Annotated in this window: 21 protein-coding genes; 8 read left to right on the forward strand and 13 right to left on the reverse strand. The window is 70.5% G+C overall.

The window, feature by feature from the left end; genetic code table 11:
* The first annotated feature begins 5 nt into the window (after positions 1-5).
* Positions 6-2,960 carry a BTAD domain-containing putative transcriptional regulator gene (locus ACIBK4_RS19735; RefSeq protein WP_398996035.1) on the forward strand — a complete coding sequence of 985 codons (2,955 nt, stop codon included), beginning with the start codon at positions 6-8 and terminating at the stop codon, positions 2,958-2,960.
* Positions 2,961-3,178: 218 nt separating this feature from the next.
* Positions 3,179-3,376: a hypothetical protein gene (locus tag ACIBK4_RS19740; RefSeq protein ID WP_398996036.1), complete on the forward strand. Its 198-nt coding sequence runs from the start codon at positions 3,179-3,181 to the stop codon at positions 3,374-3,376.
* A gap of 112 nt (positions 3,377-3,488) precedes the next feature.
* On the opposite strand, the gene ACIBK4_RS19745 is transcribed toward ACIBK4_RS19740, so the two are convergent.
* Entirely contained in the window at positions 3,489-5,069 is a 1,581-nt protein-coding gene (locus ACIBK4_RS19745) for a FadD3 family acyl-CoA ligase (protein WP_398996037.1), read from the reverse strand.
* A 98-nt stretch (positions 5,070-5,167) separates the two neighbouring features.
* Here ACIBK4_RS19745 and ACIBK4_RS19750 point away from each other — a divergent pair, with 98 nt between their 5' ends.
* Genes ACIBK4_RS19750 through ACIBK4_RS19760 form a run of 3 tightly spaced genes read left to right on the forward strand, consistent with a single transcriptional unit; the run spans position 5,168 to position 7,587 of the window.
* Positions 5,168-6,346: a lipid-transfer protein gene (locus ACIBK4_RS19750; RefSeq protein WP_398996038.1), complete on the forward strand. Its 1,179-nt coding sequence runs from the start codon at positions 5,168-5,170 to the stop codon at positions 6,344-6,346.
* 18 nt (positions 6,347-6,364) lie between these two features.
* Positions 6,365-6,781, forward strand: a complete 417-nt coding sequence (locus tag ACIBK4_RS19755; RefSeq protein WP_398996039.1) for a Zn-ribbon domain-containing OB-fold protein — start codon at positions 6,365-6,367, stop codon at positions 6,779-6,781.
* Positions 6,778-7,587 (forward strand): enoyl-CoA hydratase/isomerase family protein, encoded by an 810-nt coding sequence (locus ACIBK4_RS19760; protein ID WP_398996040.1) that lies wholly within the window; start codon positions 6,778-6,780, stop codon positions 7,585-7,587. Before ACIBK4_RS19755 ends, ACIBK4_RS19760 begins: the two co-directional genes overlap by 4 nt.
* 3 nt (positions 7,588-7,590) lie before the next feature.
* Here ACIBK4_RS19760 and ACIBK4_RS19765 read toward each other — a convergent pair whose 3' ends face one another.
* The 3 genes from ACIBK4_RS19765 to ACIBK4_RS19775 all read right to left on the reverse strand — a co-directional run bounded on the left by ACIBK4_RS19765 (position 7,591) and on the right by ACIBK4_RS19775 (position 11,438).
* A complete protein-coding gene (locus ACIBK4_RS19765) occupies positions 7,591-8,151 on the reverse strand; it encodes a hypothetical protein (RefSeq protein ID WP_398996041.1) in 561 nt (186 codons plus the stop codon).
* Between the two features lie 36 nt (positions 8,152-8,187).
* Positions 8,188-10,524 (reverse strand): PQQ-binding-like beta-propeller repeat protein, encoded by a 2,337-nt coding sequence (locus tag ACIBK4_RS19770; RefSeq protein ID WP_398996042.1) that lies wholly within the window; start codon positions 10,522-10,524, stop codon positions 8,188-8,190.
* A gap of 179 nt (positions 10,525-10,703) precedes the next feature.
* Positions 10,704-11,438: a VOC family protein gene (locus ACIBK4_RS19775; protein ID WP_398996043.1), complete on the reverse strand. Its 735-nt coding sequence runs from the start codon at positions 11,436-11,438 to the stop codon at positions 10,704-10,706.
* 134 nt (positions 11,439-11,572) lie between these two features.
* Here ACIBK4_RS19775 and ACIBK4_RS19780 point away from each other — a divergent pair, with 134 nt between their 5' ends.
* Positions 11,573-12,208: a TetR family transcriptional regulator gene (locus ACIBK4_RS19780; RefSeq protein WP_266776648.1), complete on the forward strand. Its 636-nt coding sequence runs from the start codon at positions 11,573-11,575 to the stop codon at positions 12,206-12,208.
* Positions 12,209-12,295: 87 nt separating this feature from the next.
* On the opposite strand, the gene ACIBK4_RS19785 is transcribed toward ACIBK4_RS19780, so the two are convergent.
* Complete coding sequence (locus ACIBK4_RS19785) at positions 12,296-12,760, reverse strand: nitroreductase/quinone reductase family protein (protein WP_398996044.1); 465 nt, start codon at positions 12,758-12,760, stop codon at positions 12,296-12,298.
* Positions 12,757-13,947: an acyl-CoA dehydrogenase family protein gene (locus ACIBK4_RS19790; RefSeq protein WP_398996045.1), complete on the reverse strand. Its 1,191-nt coding sequence runs from the start codon at positions 13,945-13,947 to the stop codon at positions 12,757-12,759. Before ACIBK4_RS19790 ends, ACIBK4_RS19785 begins: the two co-directional genes overlap by 4 nt.
* A gap of 76 nt (positions 13,948-14,023) precedes the next feature.
* On the opposite strand from ACIBK4_RS19790, the gene ACIBK4_RS19795 reads away from it, so the two are divergent.
* The gene (locus tag ACIBK4_RS19795) at positions 14,024-15,196 is read left to right on the forward strand and encodes a thiolase C-terminal domain-containing protein (RefSeq protein ID WP_398996046.1); all 1,173 of its coding nucleotides are present in this window, start codon (positions 14,024-14,026) and stop codon (positions 15,194-15,196) included.
* Here ACIBK4_RS19795 and ACIBK4_RS19800 read toward each other — a convergent pair.
* The 7 genes from ACIBK4_RS19800 to ACIBK4_RS19830 form a co-directional block, all read right to left on the reverse strand.
* Positions 15,094-16,272: an acyltransferase family protein gene (locus ACIBK4_RS19800; RefSeq protein ID WP_398996047.1), complete on the reverse strand. Its 1,179-nt coding sequence runs from the start codon at positions 16,270-16,272 to the stop codon at positions 15,094-15,096. The two genes, ACIBK4_RS19795 and ACIBK4_RS19800, sit on opposite strands and share 103 nt — an antisense overlap.
* 116 nt (positions 16,273-16,388) lie before the next feature.
* Positions 16,389-17,753: a hypothetical protein gene (locus tag ACIBK4_RS19805; protein ID WP_398996048.1), complete on the reverse strand. Its 1,365-nt coding sequence runs from the start codon at positions 17,751-17,753 to the stop codon at positions 16,389-16,391.
* Positions 17,754-17,830: 77 nt separating this feature from the next.
* A complete protein-coding gene (locus ACIBK4_RS19810) occupies positions 17,831-18,520 on the reverse strand; it encodes a pyridoxal 5'-phosphate synthase (protein ID WP_398996049.1) in 690 nt (229 codons plus the stop codon).
* A gap of 10 nt (positions 18,521-18,530) precedes the next feature.
* The gene (locus tag ACIBK4_RS19815) at positions 18,531-19,409 is read right to left on the reverse strand and encodes a GNAT family N-acetyltransferase (RefSeq protein ID WP_398996050.1); all 879 of its coding nucleotides are present in this window, start codon (positions 19,407-19,409) and stop codon (positions 18,531-18,533) included.
* A complete protein-coding gene (locus tag ACIBK4_RS19820; RefSeq protein WP_398996051.1) occupies positions 19,406-20,005 on the reverse strand; it encodes a GNAT family N-acetyltransferase in 600 nt (199 codons plus the stop codon). The genes ACIBK4_RS19815 and ACIBK4_RS19820 overlap by 4 nt, the downstream gene beginning before the upstream one ends.
* A gap of 12 nt (positions 20,006-20,017) precedes the next feature.
* Entirely contained in the window at positions 20,018-20,455 is a 438-nt protein-coding gene (locus ACIBK4_RS19825) for a Zn-ribbon domain-containing OB-fold protein (RefSeq protein WP_398996052.1), read from the reverse strand.
* The gene (locus ACIBK4_RS19830) at positions 20,443-20,895 is read right to left on the reverse strand and encodes a DoxX family protein (RefSeq protein ID WP_398996053.1); all 453 of its coding nucleotides are present in this window, start codon (positions 20,893-20,895) and stop codon (positions 20,443-20,445) included. The genes ACIBK4_RS19825 and ACIBK4_RS19830 overlap by 13 nt, the downstream gene beginning before the upstream one ends.
* A gap of 232 nt (positions 20,896-21,127) precedes the next feature.
* Here ACIBK4_RS19830 and ACIBK4_RS19835 point away from each other — a divergent pair, with 232 nt between their 5' ends.
* Positions 21,128-22,729: a subtype B tannase gene (locus ACIBK4_RS19835; RefSeq protein WP_398996054.1), complete on the forward strand. Its 1,602-nt coding sequence runs from the start codon at positions 21,128-21,130 to the stop codon at positions 22,727-22,729.
* The last annotated feature ends 213 nt before the right edge of the window (positions 22,730-22,942 follow it).

The following is a 22,942-nucleotide window of genomic DNA, read 5'->3' on the forward strand; positions in this document are numbered from 1 at the left end:
CGGCGATGGACGGTGGACCGCGAGTACCGGAGCAGCGGCGCCCCGACTCCGACGAGGAGTCGAGCGCGCTGCGTTTCAGCGTGCTCGGTCCGGTACGTGCCTGGCGGGGCCCTGTCTCACTGCCCATGGGATCCCCGCAGCAACGCGCGCTGCTGGCCGCGCTGTTGCTGCGCGAGGGCCGCACGGCGACCGCCGGGGAGCTGATCGACGCCCTGTGGGGTGACGACCCTCCGTCGCAGGCGCTGGCCGCGGTGCGGACGTACGCGTCCCGGCTGCGGAAGGTCCTGGACGCCGGGGTCCTGGTCAGCGAGTCGGGCGGGTATGCCGTACGGGGGCTGCCCGAGGGCGCGTTGGACGTGGCCGAGGTCCACGATCTGGCGAACGAGGCGGAGAAGGCGAAGTCGGCGGGTGACCTGTGCCATGCGCGGGACGTGCTGGGCCGGGCGCTGGCGCTGTGGGACGGCGAGCCGCTGGCCGGTCTCCCGGGGCCCTACGCGGAGGCGCAGCGCGTCCGGTTGGAGGAGTGGCGGCTCCAACTCCTCGAATCCCGCCTGGACATGGACCTGGAGCAGGGCTGCCACGCGGAGGCCGTCAGCGAGTTGACCGCCCTCACCGCGGCCCACCCGCTCCGCGAACGCCTCCGCGAGCTGCTCATGCTCGCCCTGTACCGCTCCGGCCGGCAGGCGGAAGCCCTGGCCGTGTACGCGGACACCCGGCGCCTGCTCGCCGACGAACTGGGCGTGGATCCGCGCCCGGGCCTGCGCGAACTGCAACAGCGCATCCTCCAGGCCGACCCGGGCCTGGCGGAGCCCTCCGCACCGGCGGCGGAGACCGCGGTGGCACCGGTCCGCCCCCACCAACTACCGGCGACGGTCCCGGACTTCACCGGACGCGTGTCCTTCGTGTCCGAACTGAGCGACGTCCTGGCATCGGCCGAGGGCCGCGTGATGGCGGTGTCGGCACTCGCGGGAATCGGCGGAGTAGGGAAAACAACCCTCGCCGTCCATGTGGCCCACCAGGCCCGATCCGCCTTCCCCGACGGCCAGTTGTACGTCGACCTCCAGGGCGCGGGCTCCCGCTCGGCCGAACCGGAGACCGTACTGGGCGCGTTCCTGCGGGCGTTGGGCACCGCGGACTCCGCGATACCGGACTCGCTGGAGGAACGCTCCGCGCTGTACCGGTCGGTGCTGGACGGGCGACGGGTGCTGGTCCTGCTGGACAACGCGCGGGACGCGGCCCAAGTACGCCCCCTGCTCCCCGGCACGGAGGGCTGCGCGGCGCTGGTGACGTCCCGGGTGCGGATGGTGGACCTCGCCGGGGCGCATCTCGTCGACCTCGACGTGATGTCCCCCGAGGAGGCGCTCCAGCTCTTCACGAAGATCGTCGGCGCCGAACGGGTCGCCGCCGAACGGGAGTCGGCCCTGGACGTGGTCGCGGCCTGCGGCTTCCTCCCCCTGGCGATCCGCATCGCGGCCTCCCGCCTCGCGGCCCGCCGCACCTGGACGGTCTCGGTCCTCGCCGCCAAACTCGCCGACGAGCGGCGGAGGTTGGACGAGCTCCAGGCCGGCGACCTCGCCGTGAAGGCCACCTTCGAGCTGGGATACGGCCAGTTGGAGCCGGCGCAGGCGCGCGCGTTCCGGCTGCTGGGCCTCGCCGACGGACCGGACCTCTCCCTCGCGGCGGCGGCGGCGATGCTGGACCTCCCGGTGGAGGAGACCGAGGACCTGCTGGAATCCCTCGTAGACACGTCACTTGTCGAGTCGGCGGCTCCCGGGCGGTACCGGTACCACGATCTGGTGCGGCTCTACGCGCGTGCGTGTGCGGAGCGGGACGAGTGGCCGCCGAGCGAACCGGCCACCGCGCTCTCGCGGTTGCTGGACTTCTACCTGGCCACCGTCTCGGGCGTCTACCTCATCGAACGGCCCGGCGACCGGCTGGTGGACCACCTGGAGCACACCGACCATCCGGGCCTCGTGTTCTCGGACCGGCACACCGCGCAGGACTGGCTGTACGCCGAGGCGGTCTCCCTGCTGGCCTGCGTCCGGCAGGCCGCGCGGGCGGGGACGCTCCGGCGGGCCGTGGACGTCCTGTGGGCGGCGGTCGACCTGGCCGAGTCGGGTACCAACTCCAAGGAGTACGAGGCCGTCGCCGAACTCCTGCGCAACACGGCGCGGGAGGCCGGGGATCCCCACACGGAGGCACGGGCGCTGACGCTGCTGGCCTTCGTGCACCACATCTCCGGCTCCCGGTTCGACGTGGCGCTCCAAGAGGCCGAGCAGGCAACCGAGTTGGCCACTCAGGCCGACGACCCGCTCACCTGCTGCTGGTCCTCCAACATCAGCGGTGTGGTCGCGCTCTACCAGAACCGGCACGAGGAGGGCGCCGCCCACTTCACCCGGGCCATCGAGAGCTTCCGCGTGCTCGGGGACCGCCCCGGCGAGGCGAGCGCCCTGTGCAACCTCTCGCGCATCCACCTGGCCACCTCACGCACGGCGAGCGCGGTGGCCCTGGCCCAGCAGGGCACCGCGATGTACGACGACATGGGGCACGATCTGCGGGGCGCCAACGGCCGGTACGCCCTGGGGCTCGCCCTCACGCAGAGCGGCCAGCTGTCCGAGGCGACCGAGTGCCTCAACCAGGCGCTCCAGGTGTTCCGGGACAGCCGGCAGCGCCTGTGGGAGGGCATGACCCTGTTCCGGCTCGCCGAACTCGACCTGGCGGCAAGCCGGCCCGCCCAGGCCGCGGTCAACGCCGAGGCGGCGCTGACCCTGTTGCGCGGTATCGGCGGCGATTGGCGGCGCGGGAACGTCCTCACCGTGCTGGGCCGCGGCCTCGCCGGCATCGGGCAGCCCGGCCGCGCCCAGGTGTGCTGGCGCGAGGCCCTCGACCTCTTCGAAACGCTGGGAGCACCCGAGGCGGACCAGGTCAGGGGCCTGCTGACGCCGACGGCCGCCGCCTGACACCGACCGGATTCGTCCTCTCCGCACGGACGTTCATCGTTCGTTTATCGCGGTCCGACACTCTCAGCTGTGTCGGGCCGTCGCGTCGGGGGGCAGACGGAACGGCGGTCGGCCGGGGATCTATGGTGAACCGGCCCTGAGGATCCGTCCGGCAGTTCTCGGGGGAGTTGCCGGGCGGATCCCGCCCAATCACCGCACGTAACAGGGGAGCCAGTGAGATGAGCGACGACAACAGCACCGACAACGTCCACGCCACGGACGAGCCGACCACCGTGACTCCGGACAACGTCCACGCCACGATCGGGCCCGTCACCGTGAAGAACGTCCACGCCACGGGCGAGCCGATCACCGCCGCCCTCGACGAGGACACCGACGCGTCGACGGACAACGTGCACGCCACGGGCGAGCCGGTCTGACCGGCTGCACCGCACGGGGGATCGGCCGCGACGGCACCGGGGGGAGCCGTCGCGGCCGATGTGTGTCCGAGGGGGGTTGGGTTCGAGGGGCTGGGTCCGGGAGGCTGGTCCCTCACCGCCCCCGCAACTCCCCCTTCACCACCTTGCCGCTCGCGTTCCGGGGCAACTCCCCCACGAACTCCACCACTCGCGGCACCTTGTAGTTCGCCATCTCCCGCCGCGCCCAGGCGATCAGGTCGTCGCCGGTCAGCGTCACGTCCGGCCGCCGCACGACGTACGCCTTGCCGACCTCGCCGAGCCGCGCGTCCGGTACGCCGATCACCGCCACGTCCGCGACATCGGGATGGACGCCCAGCAGCTGCTCTATCTCCGCCGGGTACGCGTTGAAGCCGCCGACGATGAACATGTCCTTGATCCGGTCGGTGATCCGGAGATTACCCGCCTCGTCCAGGACGCCGACGTCACCGGTGCGCAGCCAGCCGTCCTCGTCCAGCACCTCGGCCGTGGCCGCCGCGTCCTCGTAGTAGCCCCGCATGACGTTGAAGCCCCGGACCAGCACCTCGCCCGGGGTACCGGCAGGCGCCTCCACCCGGACCTCCGTGCCCGGGATCGCCCGCCCCGACGTCGACGCGATGACCGCGGGATCGTCCCCGCGCCGGCACATCGTCACGATGCCGCTGGCCTCCGAGAGGCCGTACGCCGTGAGGACGGTCCCGACTCCCAGCTCGCCCCGCAACCGTTCCACCAGCCGCAACGGCACCACCGCCGCGCCGGTCACCACGAGCCGCAGCGCCGAGAGGTCGTGCGCGTCGCGGGCCGGGTGGTCGAGGAGGGACTGGTGGAGCGTGGGCGGACCCGGGAGGACCGACACCCGTTCCGCCGCGATGTTCGCGAGCACCGTGTCCACGTTGAACACCGACTGCGGGATCATCGTCGCGCCCCGCATGAGGCAGGCGATCACGCCCGCCTTGTAGCCGAAGGTGTGGAAGAAGGGGTTCACGATCAGGTACCGGTCGCCCTGCCGCAGCCCCGCCAGGTCGCTCCAGATCTCGTATCCCCGCAGCGTCTGCGCGTGCGTGATCACCGCGCCCTTGGGCCGGCCCGTCGTACCGGACGTGAAGATGATGTCCGAGACCGACGTACCGTCCAACTGCCCTTCACGCTCGCGCACTTCGTCCTCCCCCACCCCCTCCCCGCCCGCGAGAAAGTCCTTCCACGTACGGAAGTCGGCGGGCGCGTCATCGGCCAGCACCACCACCTGCTCCAGCGCCGGCAGCCCGGGCAGCGGACCGTCCCCGGCCCCCTCCCCCGCCGCGCGCCGCAGCGACGCCACGTACGACGTCCCCAGGAACGTCCCGGTCACGAACAACAGCCGCGCCCCGCTGCCGCGCAGCACATACGCGGCCTCGCTCCCCTTGAAGCGCGTGTTCAGCGGCACGAGCACCGCGCCCGCCGACACCGCGCCCAGCGCCGAGACGATCCAGTCCGTCGAGTTGGGCGCCCAGATGCCCACCCGGTCGCCGACCTCCACGCCACTCGCGATACAGGCGGCCGCCGCACGTTCCACCCGGGCGCCCAACTCGGCGTAGGAGATGCGCGTCCGGCCCTCCACCACCGCCTCGGCGTCCGCGTACCGTGCCGCGGCCGAGCGCACCAGGCCCGGGATGCTGCCCCACTCCACGTCTCCGCGCATGAACGGCCTCCCCACACCCGATAGCTGACTACCCGTCAGATTAGCTGTAGCCTGACGCCCTGTCAGCAGCCCCGGTGTCACGCGGAGGTGCACAGAGCATGGCCGGACAGAGCATGGCGGGACGGAGCACGGCGGGGCTGAAGGACGCGACCGCCATCGTCGGGATCGGTCAGACCTCCTTCGCCAAGCAACTCCCCGAAGACGAGCGGACCTTGGCGTGTCGGGCCGTACTCGCCGCTCTCGACGACGCGGGGATCGCCCCGGGCGAGGTCGACGCCCTCGCCTCCTACACGATGGAGGAGACCGACGAGGTCGAGCTGGCGAAGGCGGTCGGCTTCGGGGACCTGACCTTCTTCAGCAAGGTCGGTTACGGGGGCGGGGGTTCCTGCGCGACCGTCGCCCACCTCGCCACCGCCATCGCCGCCGGACAGGCGACGGTCGGCGTGGCCTGGCGGTCCCGGAAGCGCGGCAGCGGGGCGAGACCGTGGACCAACACGACCCGCCAACTCCCCACCCCGGCCCAGTGGACCCGCCCCTTCGGCCTCCTCCGCCCCGCCGACGAGATCGCCATGCTCACCCGCCGCTACATGTACGAGTACGGCGCCACCCGGGACCACTTGTTCAACGTCGCCCTCGCCTGCCGGAACCGAGCCAATCAGAACCCCGCCGCGATCATGTACGACCGCCCCCTCACCCGCGAGATGTACATGACCTCCCGCTGGATCAGCGAACCCCTCTGCCTCTTCGACAACTGCCTTGAGACGGACGGGGCGTTGGCCTGCGTGATCGTCTCCCGCGAACGCGCCCGCGACTGCCGGCGCACCCCGGTCTACGTCCACTCCGCCGCCCAGGGCCTCCCCGCCCAGCACCACGGCATGGTCAACTACTGGAACGACGACCCCCTCACCGGCCCCGCCTGGACCGCCGCCCGACACCTGTGGAAACACGCCGACTTCACCCCGCAGGACGTCGATGTCGCCCAGATCTACGACGCGTTCACCGCCCTCGTCCCGCTCTCCCTGGAGGGCTACGGCTTCTGCGGACGCGGCGAAGGCGGCGCATTCACGGAGGGGGGCGCGCTGGAGATCGGCGGCCAACTCCCCCTCAACACCGGCGGAGGCGGCCTCTCCGAGGCGTACGTCCACGGCTTCAACCTGATCAACGAGGGCGTACGGCAGTTGCGCGGCACCAGCACCGCCCAGGTCCCGGACGCCGCCACCTGCCTGGTGACGGCGGGCGAGGGCGTCCCCACCTCCGCCCTGCTGCTCACGAAGTGAAACAAGGAGTCGACCGCCATGCTCACTCCGCTCACCGACGACGACGGCGCCCCCTTCTGGCAGTACGCCCGCGAGGGCGAACTCCGCGTCCAGACCTGCGCCGACTGCGACGAACCCCGCTTCCCGCCCCGCCCCTGCTGCCCCCACTGCCAGTCCTTCGCGAGCGAGTGGCGGCAGGTCAGCGGGCGCGGGCGGGTGTGGTCGTACGTCTTCCCCCACCCCCCGCTCCTCCCCGACTACGCCGCCGTCGCGCCGTACAACGTGGTCGTGGTGGAGCTGGTCGACGCGCCGCGGATCCGGCTGGTCGGGAATCTGGTCACCGGACCCGGGGCTGCCCTCAACTCCCTTTCCCCCGACCGGGTTCGGATCGGGGCGCGGGTGCAGGTCGTGTTCGACGAGGGCGGGCTTCCGCAGTGGGTTCTGGAGCGCTCATGACTCTCCCCGCTCGCCCCTCTCTCCCGGCTCTCACCACGCTCACCGTCTCCGTCGACCAGGACACCGGCGTCGCGGTCGTCACCCTCGACCGGCCGCGCAAGCTCAACGCGATCGACCTCGCGACGGCCGCCGAACTGGCGTCCGTGTGGCGCGAGTTGCGGTTCGACGACTCCGTACGGGCCGTCGTCCTCACCGGAGCCGGGGACCGCGCCTTCTGCACCGGACTCGACCGGGACGCGGTCGTCCCGCAGCCCAACTCGCCCTACATGCAGGACGATCCGCTGCTCCACATCGGCCCGAAGGCGAACGACCTCTGGAAACCGGTGATCTCCGCCGTGCGCGGGATGGCCTGCGGCGGGGCCTTCTATCTGCTCGGCGAGAGCGAGTTCGTCGTCGCCGACCCGACCGCCGTGTTCTTCGATCCGCACACCACGTACGGCATGGTCAGCGCGTACGAGTCGGTGCTGATGGCGCATCGGATGCCGTACGGCGAGGTCGCGCGGATGATGCTCATGGGGACGGCCGAGCGGATCTCCGCTCGGCGGGCGTACGAGCTCGGGCTGGTCTCCGAACTCACCGAGCCCGGGCGGGCGTTGGAGGCCGCCGTGGCCTGCGCGACCGTCATCGCCGGGTATCCGACCGAGGGGGTCCAGGGGACCGTGCGGGCGTTGTGGGCGGCGAAGGAGGCGGCGCGGGCGCAGGCGTATGCGCAGGCGCCGCCGCTCATCGCCCTCGGCAATCTCCCGACCGAACGGCAGGCGGAGTTGTTCGCCGGCCGGAAGAACGGCGGCTTCCGGACCCGGTGAGCGTCAGGTCCCGGCGGTGGCCCTGGGGTCGACCTCGCAGTGGTCGACCGGGGTGGAGGTGCCGAGCACGCGCACCCGGACGGTCGCCCTGCCGTTCGCCGGGACCTTCACGTCCGCGTAGTTGAAGTCGACCTCGTTGTCCTGGGCGTCCTTGAAGGTGACGTCGACGGAGAAGGTGGCCTTGCGGCTGTTCGGGTTGCTGACCTCGACGGTCGCGTACTGCTTGGTCGCCGTCGCGCAGCTCACGAGCTTCGCCGTACCGTCCCGCAGGCTGATGCCGCTGCCGGAGGTGGCCGTAGAGGTGGGTGTGGAGCGGTAGTTGGGCCGGTGGGTGTAGGAACTGCCCCCGGACGAACCGCCTGTCGAGCCGCCCGACGACGAACTGCCGGACGATGTCGACGTGTCGTGGTCCTGGCTTGAGCTGCTGCACCCGCCCCCTCCCCCACCACTGCCGCTCCTGTGACGGCTGGTGCTGTGGTGCCGTCCGTCGGAGAAGCCGGTGAGGGTGAGAACCGTCAGTGCCAGTACCGCCGTGAGTTTGAGCCTGCGCCCCCGCGTATGCATCCGATCATGGTACCCACCTGCACCAACCGGCCCCGCTCACGCGGTCCTTGCGGTGCCCGTGCCCTTCTCCGCGTCGAGGGCGTACACGCAGCGGTCCTTGCTGCACGCGTACACGACCCCGTCCCGGACGACCGGCGCCCCGGTGATCTCGCCGCCGGTCGCGAGCTTCCAACGGAGGCGGCCGTCATCGGACTTGAGGGTGTAGAGGAGGTGGTCGGTGGAGCCGAAGTGGATGCGGCCCTCGGCGACCGCGGGGGTGCCCACGATGTCGCCGCCCGCCTGGAAGCGCCACTTGGGTGTGCCGGTGACCGCGTCGAGCGTGTACAGCCCTTTGCCGCTGCCGACGTGGACGTGGCCCGCGGCAACGAGGACCGGTTCGATCGACGCCCGGGACTCGGTCGCGATACGCCAGCGGTCGCGGCCGTCGGCGGCGTCGAGGGCGTAGACCGTGCCGAGGTAGTCGGCCAGATAAATCCCGCCACCTGTCACCGCCGGGCCGGGGGCGAAGGTCGGCGGGCAGAGGAAGACCGCCGGGGCCTCGAAGTGCCAGCGGACGCGGCCGCTCGCGACGTCGACGGAGAGGACGCGGGTGCCGGCGGCGACGTAGACGTGACCGTCGGGGGCGGCGGTGATCCGTACGGGGACGCCCCCGCAGGAGGCCGCGTCGCCGATCGGGTACGCCCAGCGCTCGTCGCCCGTCCGGGCGTCCAGGGCGCGGAGGCGGGCGTCCTGCCAGACGTAGACGGTGCCGTCGTGCAGCGCGGGGCCGGCCTCCGGGGACTCGAAGTCGGTCTGCGCGCCGGTCAGTTGCCAGAGCTTCTGGCCGGTGGACGCCTCCCAGGCCTGCACTCCGCCGCCGCGGGTGCCGGTCACGACGGTGCCGCGCTCGGCCTTGAGGGAGTACACCCAGGCATCGGTGGACAGCCGCCACAGGTCACCGCCCTCGCGGGCGTCCAGGGCGAAGAGGGTGGGGCCGTCCGAGGCATGGATACGGCCGTCCGCGACCGCCATCGACCAGGCGACGTCCCGGGTCTTGAAGGACCGGCGGCCGGTCTGCACGTCCAGGGCGTGCACCTCGAAGGAGGTGACGTAGACGAGGTCACCGGCGACGGTCGGCGTGCCCCAGACGTCGTTCGACATGCGGAACCGCCAGGGGCGCCAGCCGGAGGCCGTTTCCGGCGGCAGCGCGGGGGGCGGGGGTACGGCGGCGGGGTCGGCGCCGTTGACGCCGGGGCGCGGCCGGGACCAGGTGGCGACCAGGCCGGCCTCCGGAGGGGGTGCCTTCACGGCGGCGGCGCGGGCGTCGGCGACCCGGGGCCCGGGACCGATGGGCACGGGCGCGCCCGCGAGCCGTACGGGCCCGGTGTCGGGGGCGCCGACCGGGACGGGCACGACGGGGTCGTGCGAGGGCGGGGGCGGTACGGCAGCGCGCCCGCCACCGCTGCGGCCGCTGGTGGGCGCCGGTTTCACGGGCGGGCGGCCGCCGCGCCGGGTCTCGATCAGGCCGACCGCGCGCTCGGGCAGCCAGGCGGACGCCGTACCGCTGTCGTCGGAGCCGGAGCCGAAGAGGTGAGGGGCCAGCTGGGCCTGGAGGTCGGCCGGGTTGGGCCGGCCGGTGGCCTCCATCTGCATGCAGGACTCGATGAGGGGGCGCAGTTCGTCCGGGAGACCGGTGAGGTCGGGGCCCTCGCGCAGCAGCATGAAGACGGTCTCGACCGGGTTGGCGCCGTGGAACGGGGGGTGTCCGGTGGCGGCGAAGACGAGCATCGAGCCGAGCGAGAAGACGTCACTCGCGCCCGTGACGCTCCGCGAGTCCTTGGCCTGCTCGGGAGACATGTAGGCCGGGGTACCCACGGCCACATTGGTCATGGTCAAACGGGTGTTCGACACGCCGGAGGCGATACCGAAGTCGATGACTCGCGGGCCGTCCTCGACGACGAGCACATTCGACGGTTTCAGGTCACGGTGGACAAGACCCGCCCCGTGAATGGACTGGAGCGCCTCCGCGACCCCCGCCGCGAGCCAGCGCACCGCCTGGGCCGGCATGGGCCCGCACTCGTTCACTATCTCTTCGAGCGAGGGCGCGGGAACGTACGCGGTGGCCAGCCACGGCACGGCGGCCCGCGGATCGGCGTCGACCACGGCGGCCGTGTAGAACCCGGAGACGGCCCGTGCCGCCTCGACCTCACGCGTGAAGCGGACCCGGAACAACTGGTCCTCGGCGAGCTCCGTCCGCACGGTCTTGATCGCCACGCGCCGGCCCGAGGCCGAGCGCGCGAGATAGACCAGCCCCATGCCGCCCGCGCCCAGCCGTCCGAGCACCTCGAACGGCCCGATCCGCCGCGGATCGTGCTGCGTCAGCTGATCCACCACTTGCCTGCCACCTCCCCGTACGGGCCACGCCACCCACTTATGTACGCGACCCCGTGCAGCGTCTCACCACCGCACCGCCATGGCGGCACGCACCCTGATTCTTCCTGGCCGGGCCACAGGTTGCGAACCCGGCGACTAATCGGGGTGTCTCGCCATATCTCCGGACAAACGTCCAGGTGTCAGCGTTGCAGCAGTGCGAACGACGCCCCTTGATTGTCGGTGACGACCGCCACTTTCCCGTACGACGTCTCGAAGAGCGGAACCTGAACCCGCCCCCCGAGCCGCCGCACGGCCCCCAGCACAGCGGCGATCTCCTCGACCCGGAAGTGAACGAGGAAATGCGGCGGCATCTCGACCGGGAACACGTCGGAGACGGGCGCCCGCCCGAAATCGGGAACGGCATCCGGTCCGAAGAGGGCGTCTGTGAAAAGTCCGCCGTAAAAATTGTTCGCGGCCTCCGTGTCGCGGGCGTACAGCTCGGCCCAGCCGAAGGTGCCGGGCTTGTGCCGGGTCCCGAAACCGGGATGCCGGGCCGCCTGCCACAGCCCGAAGACGGCACCTTCGGTATCGGCGGCGAGAACGGCGGTGCCCAGTTCCCCCAAGGCCACCGGAGCCATGACGATCTGCCCGCCGGCCTCCCGGATACGCCCGCTCAGCCGCACCACGTCCGGCGTCGCGAAGTACACCGTCCACACGGTCGGCATCCGCCCGTCCGCCTTGTGGGCGAGCGCGGCGACCGCCTCACCGTCCTTGCGGGCCCATACGGAGCCGCCGTACGCCTCCTCGAAGGTCCACCCGAAGAGCTCACCGTAGAACCGCCTGCCCGCCGCCAGGTCGGGAAGCTGCGCGTCCACCCAGCAGGGGACGCCCTCTCCGTAGGTCTCTTCCTTCGCGGATGCCCTGTTTTCGGCCATACCGTCAAAGTAACGGCGCCGCACGCACCCCGCAGACCAGGCACACCACCCTCTGGACCCTCGTGCACCCCATTTGCAGTCGGCCGAATCGCGCTCCGATCACCCCTCGGTAAGCTGACGGCATGACAGGACAAGTGCGTACCGTCGACGGCCGCGTGGCCGGCCGGCGTGGGCAGGCGACCCGGCAGAAGCTGCTCGACTGCCTAAGCGAGATGCTCAGCTCCTCCCCTTACCGGGACGTCAAAGTCATCGATGTCGCCCGGAAGGCGGGGACTTCACCCGCGACCTTCTACCAGTACTTCCCGGACGTCGAAGGTGCCGTCCTGGAAATCGCCGAGCAAATGGCCACGGAGGGCGGTCAGTTGACCGAACTGCTCGCCGGCCGTTCATGGGTCGGCAAGGCAGGCTGGCAGACCTCCCAGGAACTCGTGGACGGATTCCTGGAGTTCTGGCGCAGGAACGACGCGATCCTCAGGGTCGTCGACCTCGGGGCCGCCGAGGGCGACAAACGGTTCTACAAGATCCGGATGAAGATCCTGAACTCCGTGAACAACTCCCTCTCGGACGCGGTCGCCGAGTTGCAGGCCAAGGGCAGGGTCGACAAGGACGTGAACCCGGCGGCGGTCGCCGGTTCACTGGTCGCGATGCTCGCGGCCGTCGCCTCGCACCAGAAGGGTTTCCAGACGTGGGGCGTCAAGCAGGCTGAACTCAAGCCGAACCTGGCGCTGTTGGTCCACCTGGGCGTGACCGGCAAGAAACCGACGAAGTAGACGTTCCTGCTTCCAGGTCCCAAGTCCTGTCTCGTGGGCGGTGGTTCACTCCGGTGGACCACCGCCTGCCCTGCATCTACACCGAGTTCAGCGCCGCACGACCCGGAAGAGCCGGATCTCCCGCTCGACGCGTTTCTGGTACGTGGCGTACGGCGGCCAGAAGACGAGCGCGGTCTTCCACACCTCGGCCCGCTCCTCCCCCTCCAACAGCCGTGCGGTGACCGGGATTTCGTCCCCCTTCCAGCTGATCTCGGCGTCGGGGTGGGCGATGAGGTTGTGCGTCCAGGCGGGATGCCCGGCCCGTCCGAAGTTGGACCCGACGAGCACCCAGCCGCCGTCCTCCGGCATACAGGCAAGGGGGCTGCGCCGCGCCTGCCCGCTCCGCGCCCCGGTCGAGGTCAGGATCACCCCCGGCAGCATCTGGGCGCTGAGCAGCACCTTCCCGCGCGTGAGCCGGTGCACGGTCCGGTCCATGGCGGGGATGACATGCGGGGCGATCCGCGCGAACGCCCGCGTCGACGAAACCTTCTGCACCGCACGCACACCGATCACACCGTCACCTCGTGACTCTCGAAGAGACGCGCACCTTCGGCGGCATACGCCCGCAGCCGATGCACCGGCCCGAACAGCAACTCGTCCCCGGCGGCACGCTTGAAGTAGAGATGGGCGTCGTGCTCCCAGGTGAACCCGATCCCGCCGTGCAGCTGAATCCCCTCACTGGCAGCGGTCCGCAGCGCCTCAAGCGCCTGCGCGAGGGCCAGCCCACCGACCCGCTCCCCGTGACCGATCGCCCAAGCGGCGTAGTAGGCAGCCGACTTGGCGGCCTGCACCTGCACATACACATCGGCCAACCGGTGCTTCACCGCCTGGAACGACCCGATGGCCCGCCCGAACTGCTCCCGCTGCTTGACGTAGTGAACGGTCCGCTCCAACGCCCGGTCGGCGGCCCCGACGGCTTCGGCGGCGAGGACGGCGGCGACGGTGTCGCCGCTGACGGAGAGCTCCCGTAGAACGCTCGGACTGTCGTCCGCACCAAGCAACTCCGCTTCTACATCCCGCAGTTCGAGCCGAGCCTGAGGCCGGGTGGCGTCCAGTGCGGTCTGCCGTACGCGTACGAGCCCGTCCGCATCGCCCGCGACGACGAAGAGCAGAGTCCGCGACCGGGCGAACCCCCCGGCGTGAGCGGCGACGAGCAGCAACTCGGCGCTATGCCCGTCGAGGACCTGCGCGACCTGCCCGTACAACCGCCACCCGGAGTCTCCGACTTGCCGGGCCTGCACCCCGCCCGCGCGCCCGCCCCCCGCCCACTCCCCGCCGCCCGGGCCGGTGAGGGTGAGGGCGGTGGTGAGGGCGGTACCGGGTACGGCGAGGGCGGCGGTGAGGGTGCCGGCGGAGATGCGGGGCAGCAGGCGGGCGCGCTGGGCGTCGGTGCCGAGGGCGAGGACGAGGGGTGCGGCGAGCACGGCGGTGGCGAGAAGAGGACTGGGGGCCAGGAAACGGCCCGTCTCCTCGGCCGCGAGGGCGAGTTCGGTGGCCGAGCAGCCGACACCGCCGTAGGCCTCGGGGAGGGCGAGTCCGGGCAGGCCGAGTTGTTGGGCGAGGGCGGTCCAGAGGGCGGGGTCGTGTCCGGCGGGGGTGTCGACGGCGGCGCGCAACTCGGCGGAACCGCACCGCTTCTGGAGCAGTTCGCGGAGGGTACGGCGGATCTCGTCCTGCTCGGCGGTGAAGCTGGCATCCATGGCACTTCCCTCCAGATCTGACGGTCCGTCATATTAGGAGTCCGGGCACGATATGCACAGAGGGAGGAGGCCCCTCATGCCAGTGGGGAGCCGCAAGGTCGCCGTGGTGGGCGTGGCACTGTCCGACTGCGGACGCGTGGACGACGCAACCCCCTACGCCCTGCACGCCCAGGCGGCCCGCCGCGCACTGGCGGACGCGGGCCTGGGCCGGGAGGTGGTGGACGGTTTCGCGTCAGCGGGTCTCGGAACCTTGGCCCCGGTGGAGGTGGCCGAATACCTTGGCCTGCGCCCCACTTGGGTCGACTCCACCTCGGTCGGCGGCTCGACCTGGGAGGTCATGGCGGCCCACGCGGCGGACGCGATAGCGGCGGGCCACGCGAACGCCGTCCTCCTGGTCTACGGCTCGACGGCCCGGGCCGACATCAAGGCGGGCCGCAGAACGGGCAACCTGTCCTTCGGCGCGCGGGGCCCCCTCCAGTTCGAAGTCCCCTACGGCCACACGCTGATCGCGAAGTACGCGATGGCCGCGCGCCGCCACATGCTCGAATACGGCACGACGATCGAGCAGTTGGCGGAGGTGGCGGTACAGGCCCGCGCGAACGCGGCCCTCAACCCCGAGGCGATGTTCCGCGACCCGATCACCGTGGACGACGTCCTCTCCGGCCCGATGATCGCCGACCCGTTCACCAAACTGCACTGCTGCATACGGTCCGACGGCGGGGCGGCGGTGCTGCTGGCGGCCGAGGAGTACGTACGGGACTGCCGTACCGCGCCGGTGTGGGTGCTCGGCACCGGGGAGCACGTGTCGCATGCCGCGATGTCGGAGTGGCCGGACTTCACGGTGTCACCTGCGGCGGTGAGCGGGCGACTGGCCTTCGAGCGGGCGGGAGTCGAGGCCTCGGAGATCGACTTCGCGGAGATCTACGACGCGTTCACGTACATGACGTTGGTGACGTTGGAGGACCTGGGTTTCTGCGCGAAGGGCGAGGGGGGTGCCTTCGTGGAGAAGGGGCGGTTGCGGGTGGACGGCGGGGAGTTGCCGGTGAACACGGACGGGGGCGGGCTGTCGGCCCAACATCCCGGTATGCGGGGGCTGTTCCTGCTGGTGGAGGCGGTGCGGCAGTTGCGCGGGGAGGGCGGGGCGCGTCAAGTGAGGCTTGCGGACGGGGAGTTGCCGCGGCTCGGGGTCGCCTCAGGAACCGGCGGCTGGTTCTGCTCCTCGGGGACCGTGGTGCTGGGGCGGAGCTGAGCCGTCAGGGACTTCCAGGACCGGTTCCGCTTGAAGGGCAGTTCGAAGACCCGGGAGAAGAGCCATGCCGTCAGCAGCGAGACGGGCAGGCCCACGAGAAGCGTGAAGCAGAAGGTGTGCAGCCCGGGAGCGACGAAATGCGGGGCCACGCGACGGATGACGACCAGGACGATCGGCAGGTGGATGAGGTAGAGGCTGTAGGAGGAGTCGCCGAGCCGCTGAAGGGGCCGGGCGGTCAACAGCCGTACGAGCCAGGCGGGTTGGCCGGTGGCGACGGCGGCGATCAGCATCGTCATGGCCGGGGCGATGGCGAGGTCGATCCAGAAGTAGTGGCGCACCGTCCAGACGGAACCCTGGATGAAGCCGAGAGCCAGCACGGGCAGGGCGGCCAGGACGGCGAACCATCCCCACGGCAGACGTCGAACCCGCTCCGACGCGACGACGATTCCGGCGCCCACCACTCCGGCGACGAACACGGGGGCGAGATGCGGGGCGAGCCAGTTGTCGCCCTCGACCGGATTCGAGCCCGGGGCCAGCAGCCCGCGGACGATCACCGGGAGCATCACGCACGCGACCGCGGCGGCCGCGCTGAAGCGCCGCCGGACAAGAAGGACGAGGGGGAAGAGGAGATACAACTCGGCCTCCACTCCGATCGACCAGAAGGCGCCGTTCGGGGTCGGGGCGAAGAAGACGTCCTGAAGGACAAGGCCGTAAACAAGAAAAGACGACCCATCAGGCGGACCGTAGTGCGAAGCCGGCACCACGAACAGCGAGATGACGAGGCTCATGGCCAACGCGGCCCAGTACGGAGGGAGGATCCGCCAGGCCCGGCGCCGCAGGAACTGGCCGACACCGCCCGACCGCCAGCCGTGTCGGGCCGGGGAGATCGCGAGCGAGAACCCGGACAGCACGAGGAAGAAGACGACGGCGATGCGCCCGAACATGAGCACGTCCAGAACCCGGGGTGCCGAACTGTTGGGATACCCCGGGAAGGCGTACAACCAGCAGTGGAACAGCACCACGTACAGCGCCGCCAGCCCGCGGAGACCGTCCAGCCCCAGCACCTGCCGACGCACGGGTGCGTCGCTCGCCCTCACTTCCACGGAAACTGAAATCGCTCGACCCTTCCTCCGATGCGGCCCTCAGCGACTGGTACGCGGCGTCCGGCCGGGCAGTTCAACGGACACGGCGGCTACTGTTCGGGCCGGACTCTGATGACAGCCTTGTCGTTGCCCGGTTCCGGGTCGCGGTCGCCGACGTACCCATCATGGCCATCATGGGCCGGGCCCTTGTCCTGGAGGGTCAGGGTGCCTTCGCCCGGGTCGCCGAGGCGCATCGTGAAGGTGAAGGTCTGGGTCTTGCCGGGCTCCAGGGCCTTGATGTCACAGGTGTAGGTGAAGGCGCCGTTCTCGCAGTAGGGCTCGTAGGCGTCCTCGTCGTACTCCTGCATGGGCTGCTTCACCATCTCCATGCCGAGCGGTGGGCTGAACACGAGCTTCTCCGTGGCGCCGGCGTTGGCCGGGCCGTTGTTGCGGACGGTGAGTTCGAAGGTCCGCTTGGTGCCGGGGGCGCCGTACAGGTTGACGTCGGAGACCGAGTAGTCGGCGTGGGTGTCGAGCACGACGTTCGTCCAGCCGCCGCCCTTGGCGTAGGTGCCGTTCTCGGCGGCGGTGACTTCAGGCCGAAGGGCCGGACCGTCACCGTGGTCCCCACTGGCCATGACACCCGCGTACCCCGGCCCCATGTCCAGCGCCCGAGCTTCACTGTTGAAGGAGGCGTACATCCGCGTCTTGGATGTACGGAGCCGGAGCGCGGGCCGGAGGGTCACGGTCTGTCCGGGCGCGATACGGAGATCCGGGAACTCGCAGACCGCGATGTGGCCCTTGTAGAAGCCCGGATAACGGCAGTTGGCGTACCGCTCCTCGAACTCCATCTGTTCGAGACCGATCGCGAGCCCCAGCCCCCTGACCGGCACCTCGCCGGCATTCCGGACGACGATCGACCGGCTCAGCTCAACCCCCGGACGAACTCCACTGACCGCCTTCGCTGTCAACACCTCGACCACCGGCTCGCCTACGACGGCCTTCGTCCGCGCGGTGACCTTCTTCCCGCTCCGATCCGCGTACGTGTACCGAACGTCCCCCGCGTCCCCAGGCTTACTGCCCTTGGCCGCGACGAGAGAGACACCGCCGTCCGACCGACTGTCGTACTCGGAACGCACCTCACACGTCATATGCGTCGAACTGCCCGTACAGTTCCCGCCCTTGCGCAGCACGACCGCACTCTGCGCACCGGGCAGCACGTCCACGGTGAGGGTGTGATCGACGGGTCCCCTGCCACCGGTACGCACCTTGCCGTCGGCGGCGGAGAAGTGGAACGGGTCCTTGTCATGAGGGCCTGACTTGTCACCGACGGGCCGCAGGTAGAACACCTCGGGGGCGGTGATCGAGGGCGCCTTGTCCTGTGCCGCACCACCGCAGGACGTGAGCGCCGCAAGCAGAAGGGTTACGACTGCTCCGGCACCGGCCGCGCGCTTCAATGGACGGCGCCCGTTCACAGTCCCCCAGCCTTCCCTCCGATGAGCTTGGGATCAACGTACTTCGTTCATCAGTGGACGTTGGGCCACTCATCGACTCAGGGCCACAGCAACTCCTTCGTCCAGCCCCGCTCCGCCCGGATATAGCTCAGGCGCACGTGTCGTCGTAGCGCATCGCCCTGGAAGAACTCGACCTCGTCAGGGAACACGCGGTACAGGGTCCAGGACGGGGCAGGGGTTTTCGGTTCTCGTTGGGCCAGTTCCCAGGCCTCTTCCGACGCTTGTCTCAACTCGTCCAAGGATGAGAGGGGTTCGCTCTGGTGGCCGGTCAGGGCTGCTGCCAGGGCGCCTGTCGAGTGGGCGTGGAGGTCCGACTGGGATTCGGTCGGGGTTGCCGGGAGGACCGGGCCTCGTAGGCGGACCTGGCGGCCCAGGCGGGGCCAGTAGAAGGCGAGGGCCGCGTAGGCGAAGCCCTTCAGTTGGTGGCCCTTGCGGCTTGTGGAGTGGGTTGCGAAGGACCAGCCCTCCTCGTCCGCGCCGTGCAGCATCACCATCCGTACGTCGGGGAGGCCGCCGCCCTCCGACGCCGGGTCGCCGTCGCGCGTCGCCAGCGACATCACGTGGGGTTCGGGCTCGCCCGCCGCCACCGCCTCCGCGAACCATGTGGTGAAGAGGGGGAGGGGGGTGTCCGGGGTTGTCGTCGGGTCCAGGGGTGGGAGTTTGGTCCGCTCGGGGGCCCATACCCGTAGTGATCTCAGTAGTTCGTCGAGGTCCGTTCCCGTTGCCATGGGGTGAGTATCACCTCGGGGCCGGGGCGGGGTGGAAGTCGTAGCCCGCGAAGTCCTCCACCGGGCGGTAACCGAGCCGCTGGTACAGGGCGTTGCTCGTGGGGTTGGCCAGGTCCGTGAACAGGAGTACCTCGTCCGCGCCCGCCGCCCTCGCCATTCTGCTGACCTCCGCCGTCGCCGCGCCCGCGTAGCCCCGGCCCCTGAGGTCCGCCGGGGTGTAGACGGGGGCGACTCGGATCTGGCCGGCCACCTTCGGCGTGAGCCCGGCCATGGACACCGGCGTACCGTCCGGGGTTTCCCAGAGCGTGATCCCGCCGTACGCGATCCGGGCGTCGGCCCATTCGCCGGGGTCCTGCGAGGTACCGCTCTCTCCGATCGCCTCGGTGAACTCGACGTACCAGCGCGTGAGTTGTTCGCGGTCGTTTGCCGTCGCGATTCTCGGGCGGCCTGGTGGAAGGGGGTGCGGGGGCGTCAACTCGCCCAGGCGGTAGAGGCGTTGGCGCGCGTGGATCTCGGGTACGGATCCGGTCAGCCGCATCCAGGCCTCCGCGAAGGCCGACGCCGTGTCCCGTTCGCCCATGACACCCGGCAACTTTTCGTCGCGCTTGGCCAGTTGAGACGCCAGGTCGTTGGCCTCCTCGGCGGTGAGGGGCGTCAGCATCAGGCGGCCGGGAGGTGTGCGGAAGAAGGCGCCCCGCACTTCGCCGTCGCGTTCCAGCGTGCCGAACACCGGGTCACCCTCGCCGTACACGCGCAGCCCTCGACTCCGCAGCGCCTCCGTCACCGTCAGGTGGATCGTGTGCAGCGCGGGGCGGGAGCGCAGGAACTCCCCTGCCCGGGTGAGGAATTGGGTCAGGTCGCCGGTGCTATGCCAGTCGGTGGTCGTCACAGCTGGACCTCCGGGTCCGTCGCCAGCCGGCCGTGCAGGTGTACGTCGCGGAACGCGTCCCGCCGGCCCGCCTCGAACATCGCCCCGCGCAGCGTCCCCTCGGCCGGGAAGCCGCAGCGTTCCGCGATGTGGCAGGACGCGTCGTGGCCGAGGGCGTGGCCCAGTTCGAGGCGGTGCAGGCCGAGGTCGGTGAGGGCCCAGCGGGCGGCGAGGGTGAGGGCGCGGGTGGCGACGTTGCGGCCTCTCGCCTCGGGGAGGGTCCAGTAGCCGACGCGGGCGACGCGGATGACGTGGTCGATGTCGTTGATGCCGATGTGCCCCAGCGTCGTACCGTCGGCCGCGTCCGTGACGCAGAACGACGCGCTCACGCCGTCCTCCGCGTTCTCGGCGCGGGAGCGCAGCGAGTTGCGGGCGCCGGTGACATCCGTGACCGGCCGCAACGGGGTGTTCCAGCGCTGGAATTCGGGGTCGGACACCCCGCGCAGCCAGTCCGTCACATCGCTGTCGGCGTCGGCGTCCCAGGGGCGCAGCCGCAGTCCGTGACCGTTCAGCTCGGGGAAGGGGTACCGCAGAGACCGCTCGCGTATGTGGGCCATCGCGCCATTGAATCAAGCGTCGGGCGCACCGGGTACGTCATTTTCCCTCGGCCTGAATACCGGCACCCCGTCCCGGAACGTCACCTCCACCGGCATCCCCGCGCGGAGTTCGGCGGGGCCGACCTGCACCATTTCCGTCATCATCCGCGGGCCCTCCGCGAGATCGACCACTGCCGCCACGTACGGCACCCGCTCCCCGAAGGGCGGCAGGTCGTTGCGGTGGACGACGGACCAGGTGTAGAGGGTGGCGTGGCCGCTCGCGGGTTCCCAGGTGACGTTCTCGCTCCAGCAGTGGGGGCAGAACTCGCGAGGGTAGTGATGGGGCCTGCCGCAGTCCGCGCAGTGGCGGATGAGTAGTCGACCCTGCGCCGCCGCCTCCCAGTAGGTGCGGGTGAACGCGTCGGGCTCGGGAACGTCGTAGCGCGGGGCGGCGGCGGTCACTGGAACCATCCCAGTGCCGCGTCCACCGACCACACCTGCCAGGACATCGCGAAGAACGCCACTAGCGAGATAAGCGCCATCATCGCGTTCTGCCCCTGTTCCGCCCAGTCGTGGATCATGAGCGTGAAGTAGAGGACGTTGAGGAGCAGGCCCCCGACCAGCGCGGCCGGGGTGAGGAAGCCCACGACCAGGCCGAGGCCCACCGCCAACTCGGCGTAGACGACGACGTACGCCATCGTGCGCGGGCGCGGCGCGACCATCATGTCGAAGCCCGAACGGACCGCCGTCCAGCGGTGTTTGGCGGCGACATCGGCCGCCCACGCGATGCCGGTGCCGCGCTCGAACCAGGCCTTCTTGTCCTTGTGCCGCCAGCTCTCCAGCCACCACAGCCCGAGTCCTATGCGGAGAACGGCGAGCCAGTCCGCTCCGCTGAGCCAGATCGCATCCATGAATCTGACGGTACGTCAGAAGCTGAAGAAAGCAGAGAGCCCGCCATGAAAATCCTGTGTTCCGGCCGTGCCGCTGTGGGTCCCCCGTGAATACCCGGCAGATTGTTGACGATTTTGTTCGGGCCGAATTACGTTCGCAAGCGCAAGGCCAAGGAGCGGTCGGGAAGACGCGGTCAGGAAGACGAGAGGCAGCACGGTGAAGCACAGGGCAGTGAAGCGCAGGACGGTAGTCATGGGCATCGGCGCGACCGCCGGTGTCGCGGCGGTCGGCGGCATCGCGCTCAGCGCGAACGCGTCGAGCAGCTCGAAGTCCGCGTCGTCCACGGGCTCCCTGGTCTTCGACCCGGACGCCTACACGAAGCTGACGAAGTCGATCACGGACACCGCCGGCACCAAGCACACGGTCGTCTACCACTTCTGGAAGGCGATCACGTACGTCGCCAAGCCGGTCGACGCCACCTACCAGTCGCTGATCGTCAGCGCCCCGGTGGAGATCGACGGCAAGGCGGTCGACGCGAGCAACGCCCCGATCCTGTTCGCCAACTCCGTCGGCGGCTACCTGCCCGCTTCCGTGTCGACGGCCACCGAGGTCGGCGGCGGCGGTTCCGCGATGGGCGGCGGCGCGGCCCCCAGCGGCGCCCCCACCGGTTCCGCCGGCGCCTCGGCCTCCGCGAGCGCCCCCGGCGCCAACGGCAACACCAATGCCACCGGCGGCGCGACCTCCAGCAACCAGCTCCTCGCGCTGGCCGCCGGTTACGTCGTGATCGAGCCCGGCGCCCGCGGCCGTACGCTCAAGAACTCCAGCGGCGAGTACTACGGCACCGCACCCGCCGCGATCGTCGACCTCAAGGCCGCGGTCCGCTACATCCGGTCCAACAAGGGCCGCATCCCCGGCAACGTCGAGCGAATCGTTTCCGCGGGCACCAGCGCCGGTGGCGCGCTGTCCTCGCTCCTCGGCGCTTCCGGCGACAGCCCGATCTACGACAAGTACCTCAAGGCGCTGGGCGCCGCCGACGCCTCCGACGCGATCTTCGCGACCGGCGCCTGGTGCCCGATCACGGACCTGGAGCACGCGGACGGCGCCTACGAGTGGAACTGGGGCGCCAACGACCTGAGCACCGGCAAGCTGGTGGACCAGACGGTCTCCAAGGCGCTGCAGGCACAGTTCGCCGAGTACCAGGCCGGTCTGAAGCTGCGCGGCCTCGGCGGGTTCGGTCCGCTGAACGCCCGCAACCTCGACGAGTACATGGTCGAGCAGTACCTGGAGCCCTCGGCGACCACGTACCTCGCCGCCCTCTCGGACGCCACCCGCGCGACCTACCTGAAGGCCAACACCTTCATCACCTGGTCCGGCGGCAAGGCCACCTTCACCTGGGCCGACTTCCTCACCCACGTCGGCGCCCGCAAGAAGGACACCCCCGCCTTCGACGCCTTCGACCTGTCGGCCGGCGAGAACAACGAGTTCGGCACGGGCACGACGCTGGCCCGCCACTTCACGGCGTACGGCGCGAAGAACGACTCAACGGGCCTGAGCAGCAAGCGCGTCGCGAGCGACATCCCGGCCAAGCTCGACCTGATGAACCCGATGTACCACCTGGTCGAGAAGGTCAACCCGAACCGCTCCAAGCACTGGTGGATCCGCCTCGGCACCAAGGACTCGGACACCTCGCTGACGGTCGCCGCCAACCTCGCCGCCCGCCTCGACAACCTGGGCGACGACGTGAACCACATCTACTACTGGGACGAGGGCCACGGCGCCAACACCGACCCGGGTGACTTCATCACCTGGATCGCCCAGGTGACGGGACACAAGGCCAAGGGCAGGGGCAAGTAGCACCCGCCTGCCGCGACCACGACGCCGAGCCCCACCGCGCACCGTGCGGGCTCGGCGTCGTTCACGTTTCCCGGCCGCGGTGCCTTACTGCGCATCCCACAACCAGAGGCTCTACGCCAGCAACCTCACCCGGTCCTCCACACCCGTGATCAATCCGCAACCAATTCCGGGCTTGACCGAGACCCATCAACGGAGCGCGTGATTACGCTCGCG

Source organism: Streptomyces sp. NPDC050528, assembly GCF_044457795.1.
GTDB lineage: Bacteria > Actinomycetota > Actinomycetes > Streptomycetales > Streptomycetaceae > Streptomyces.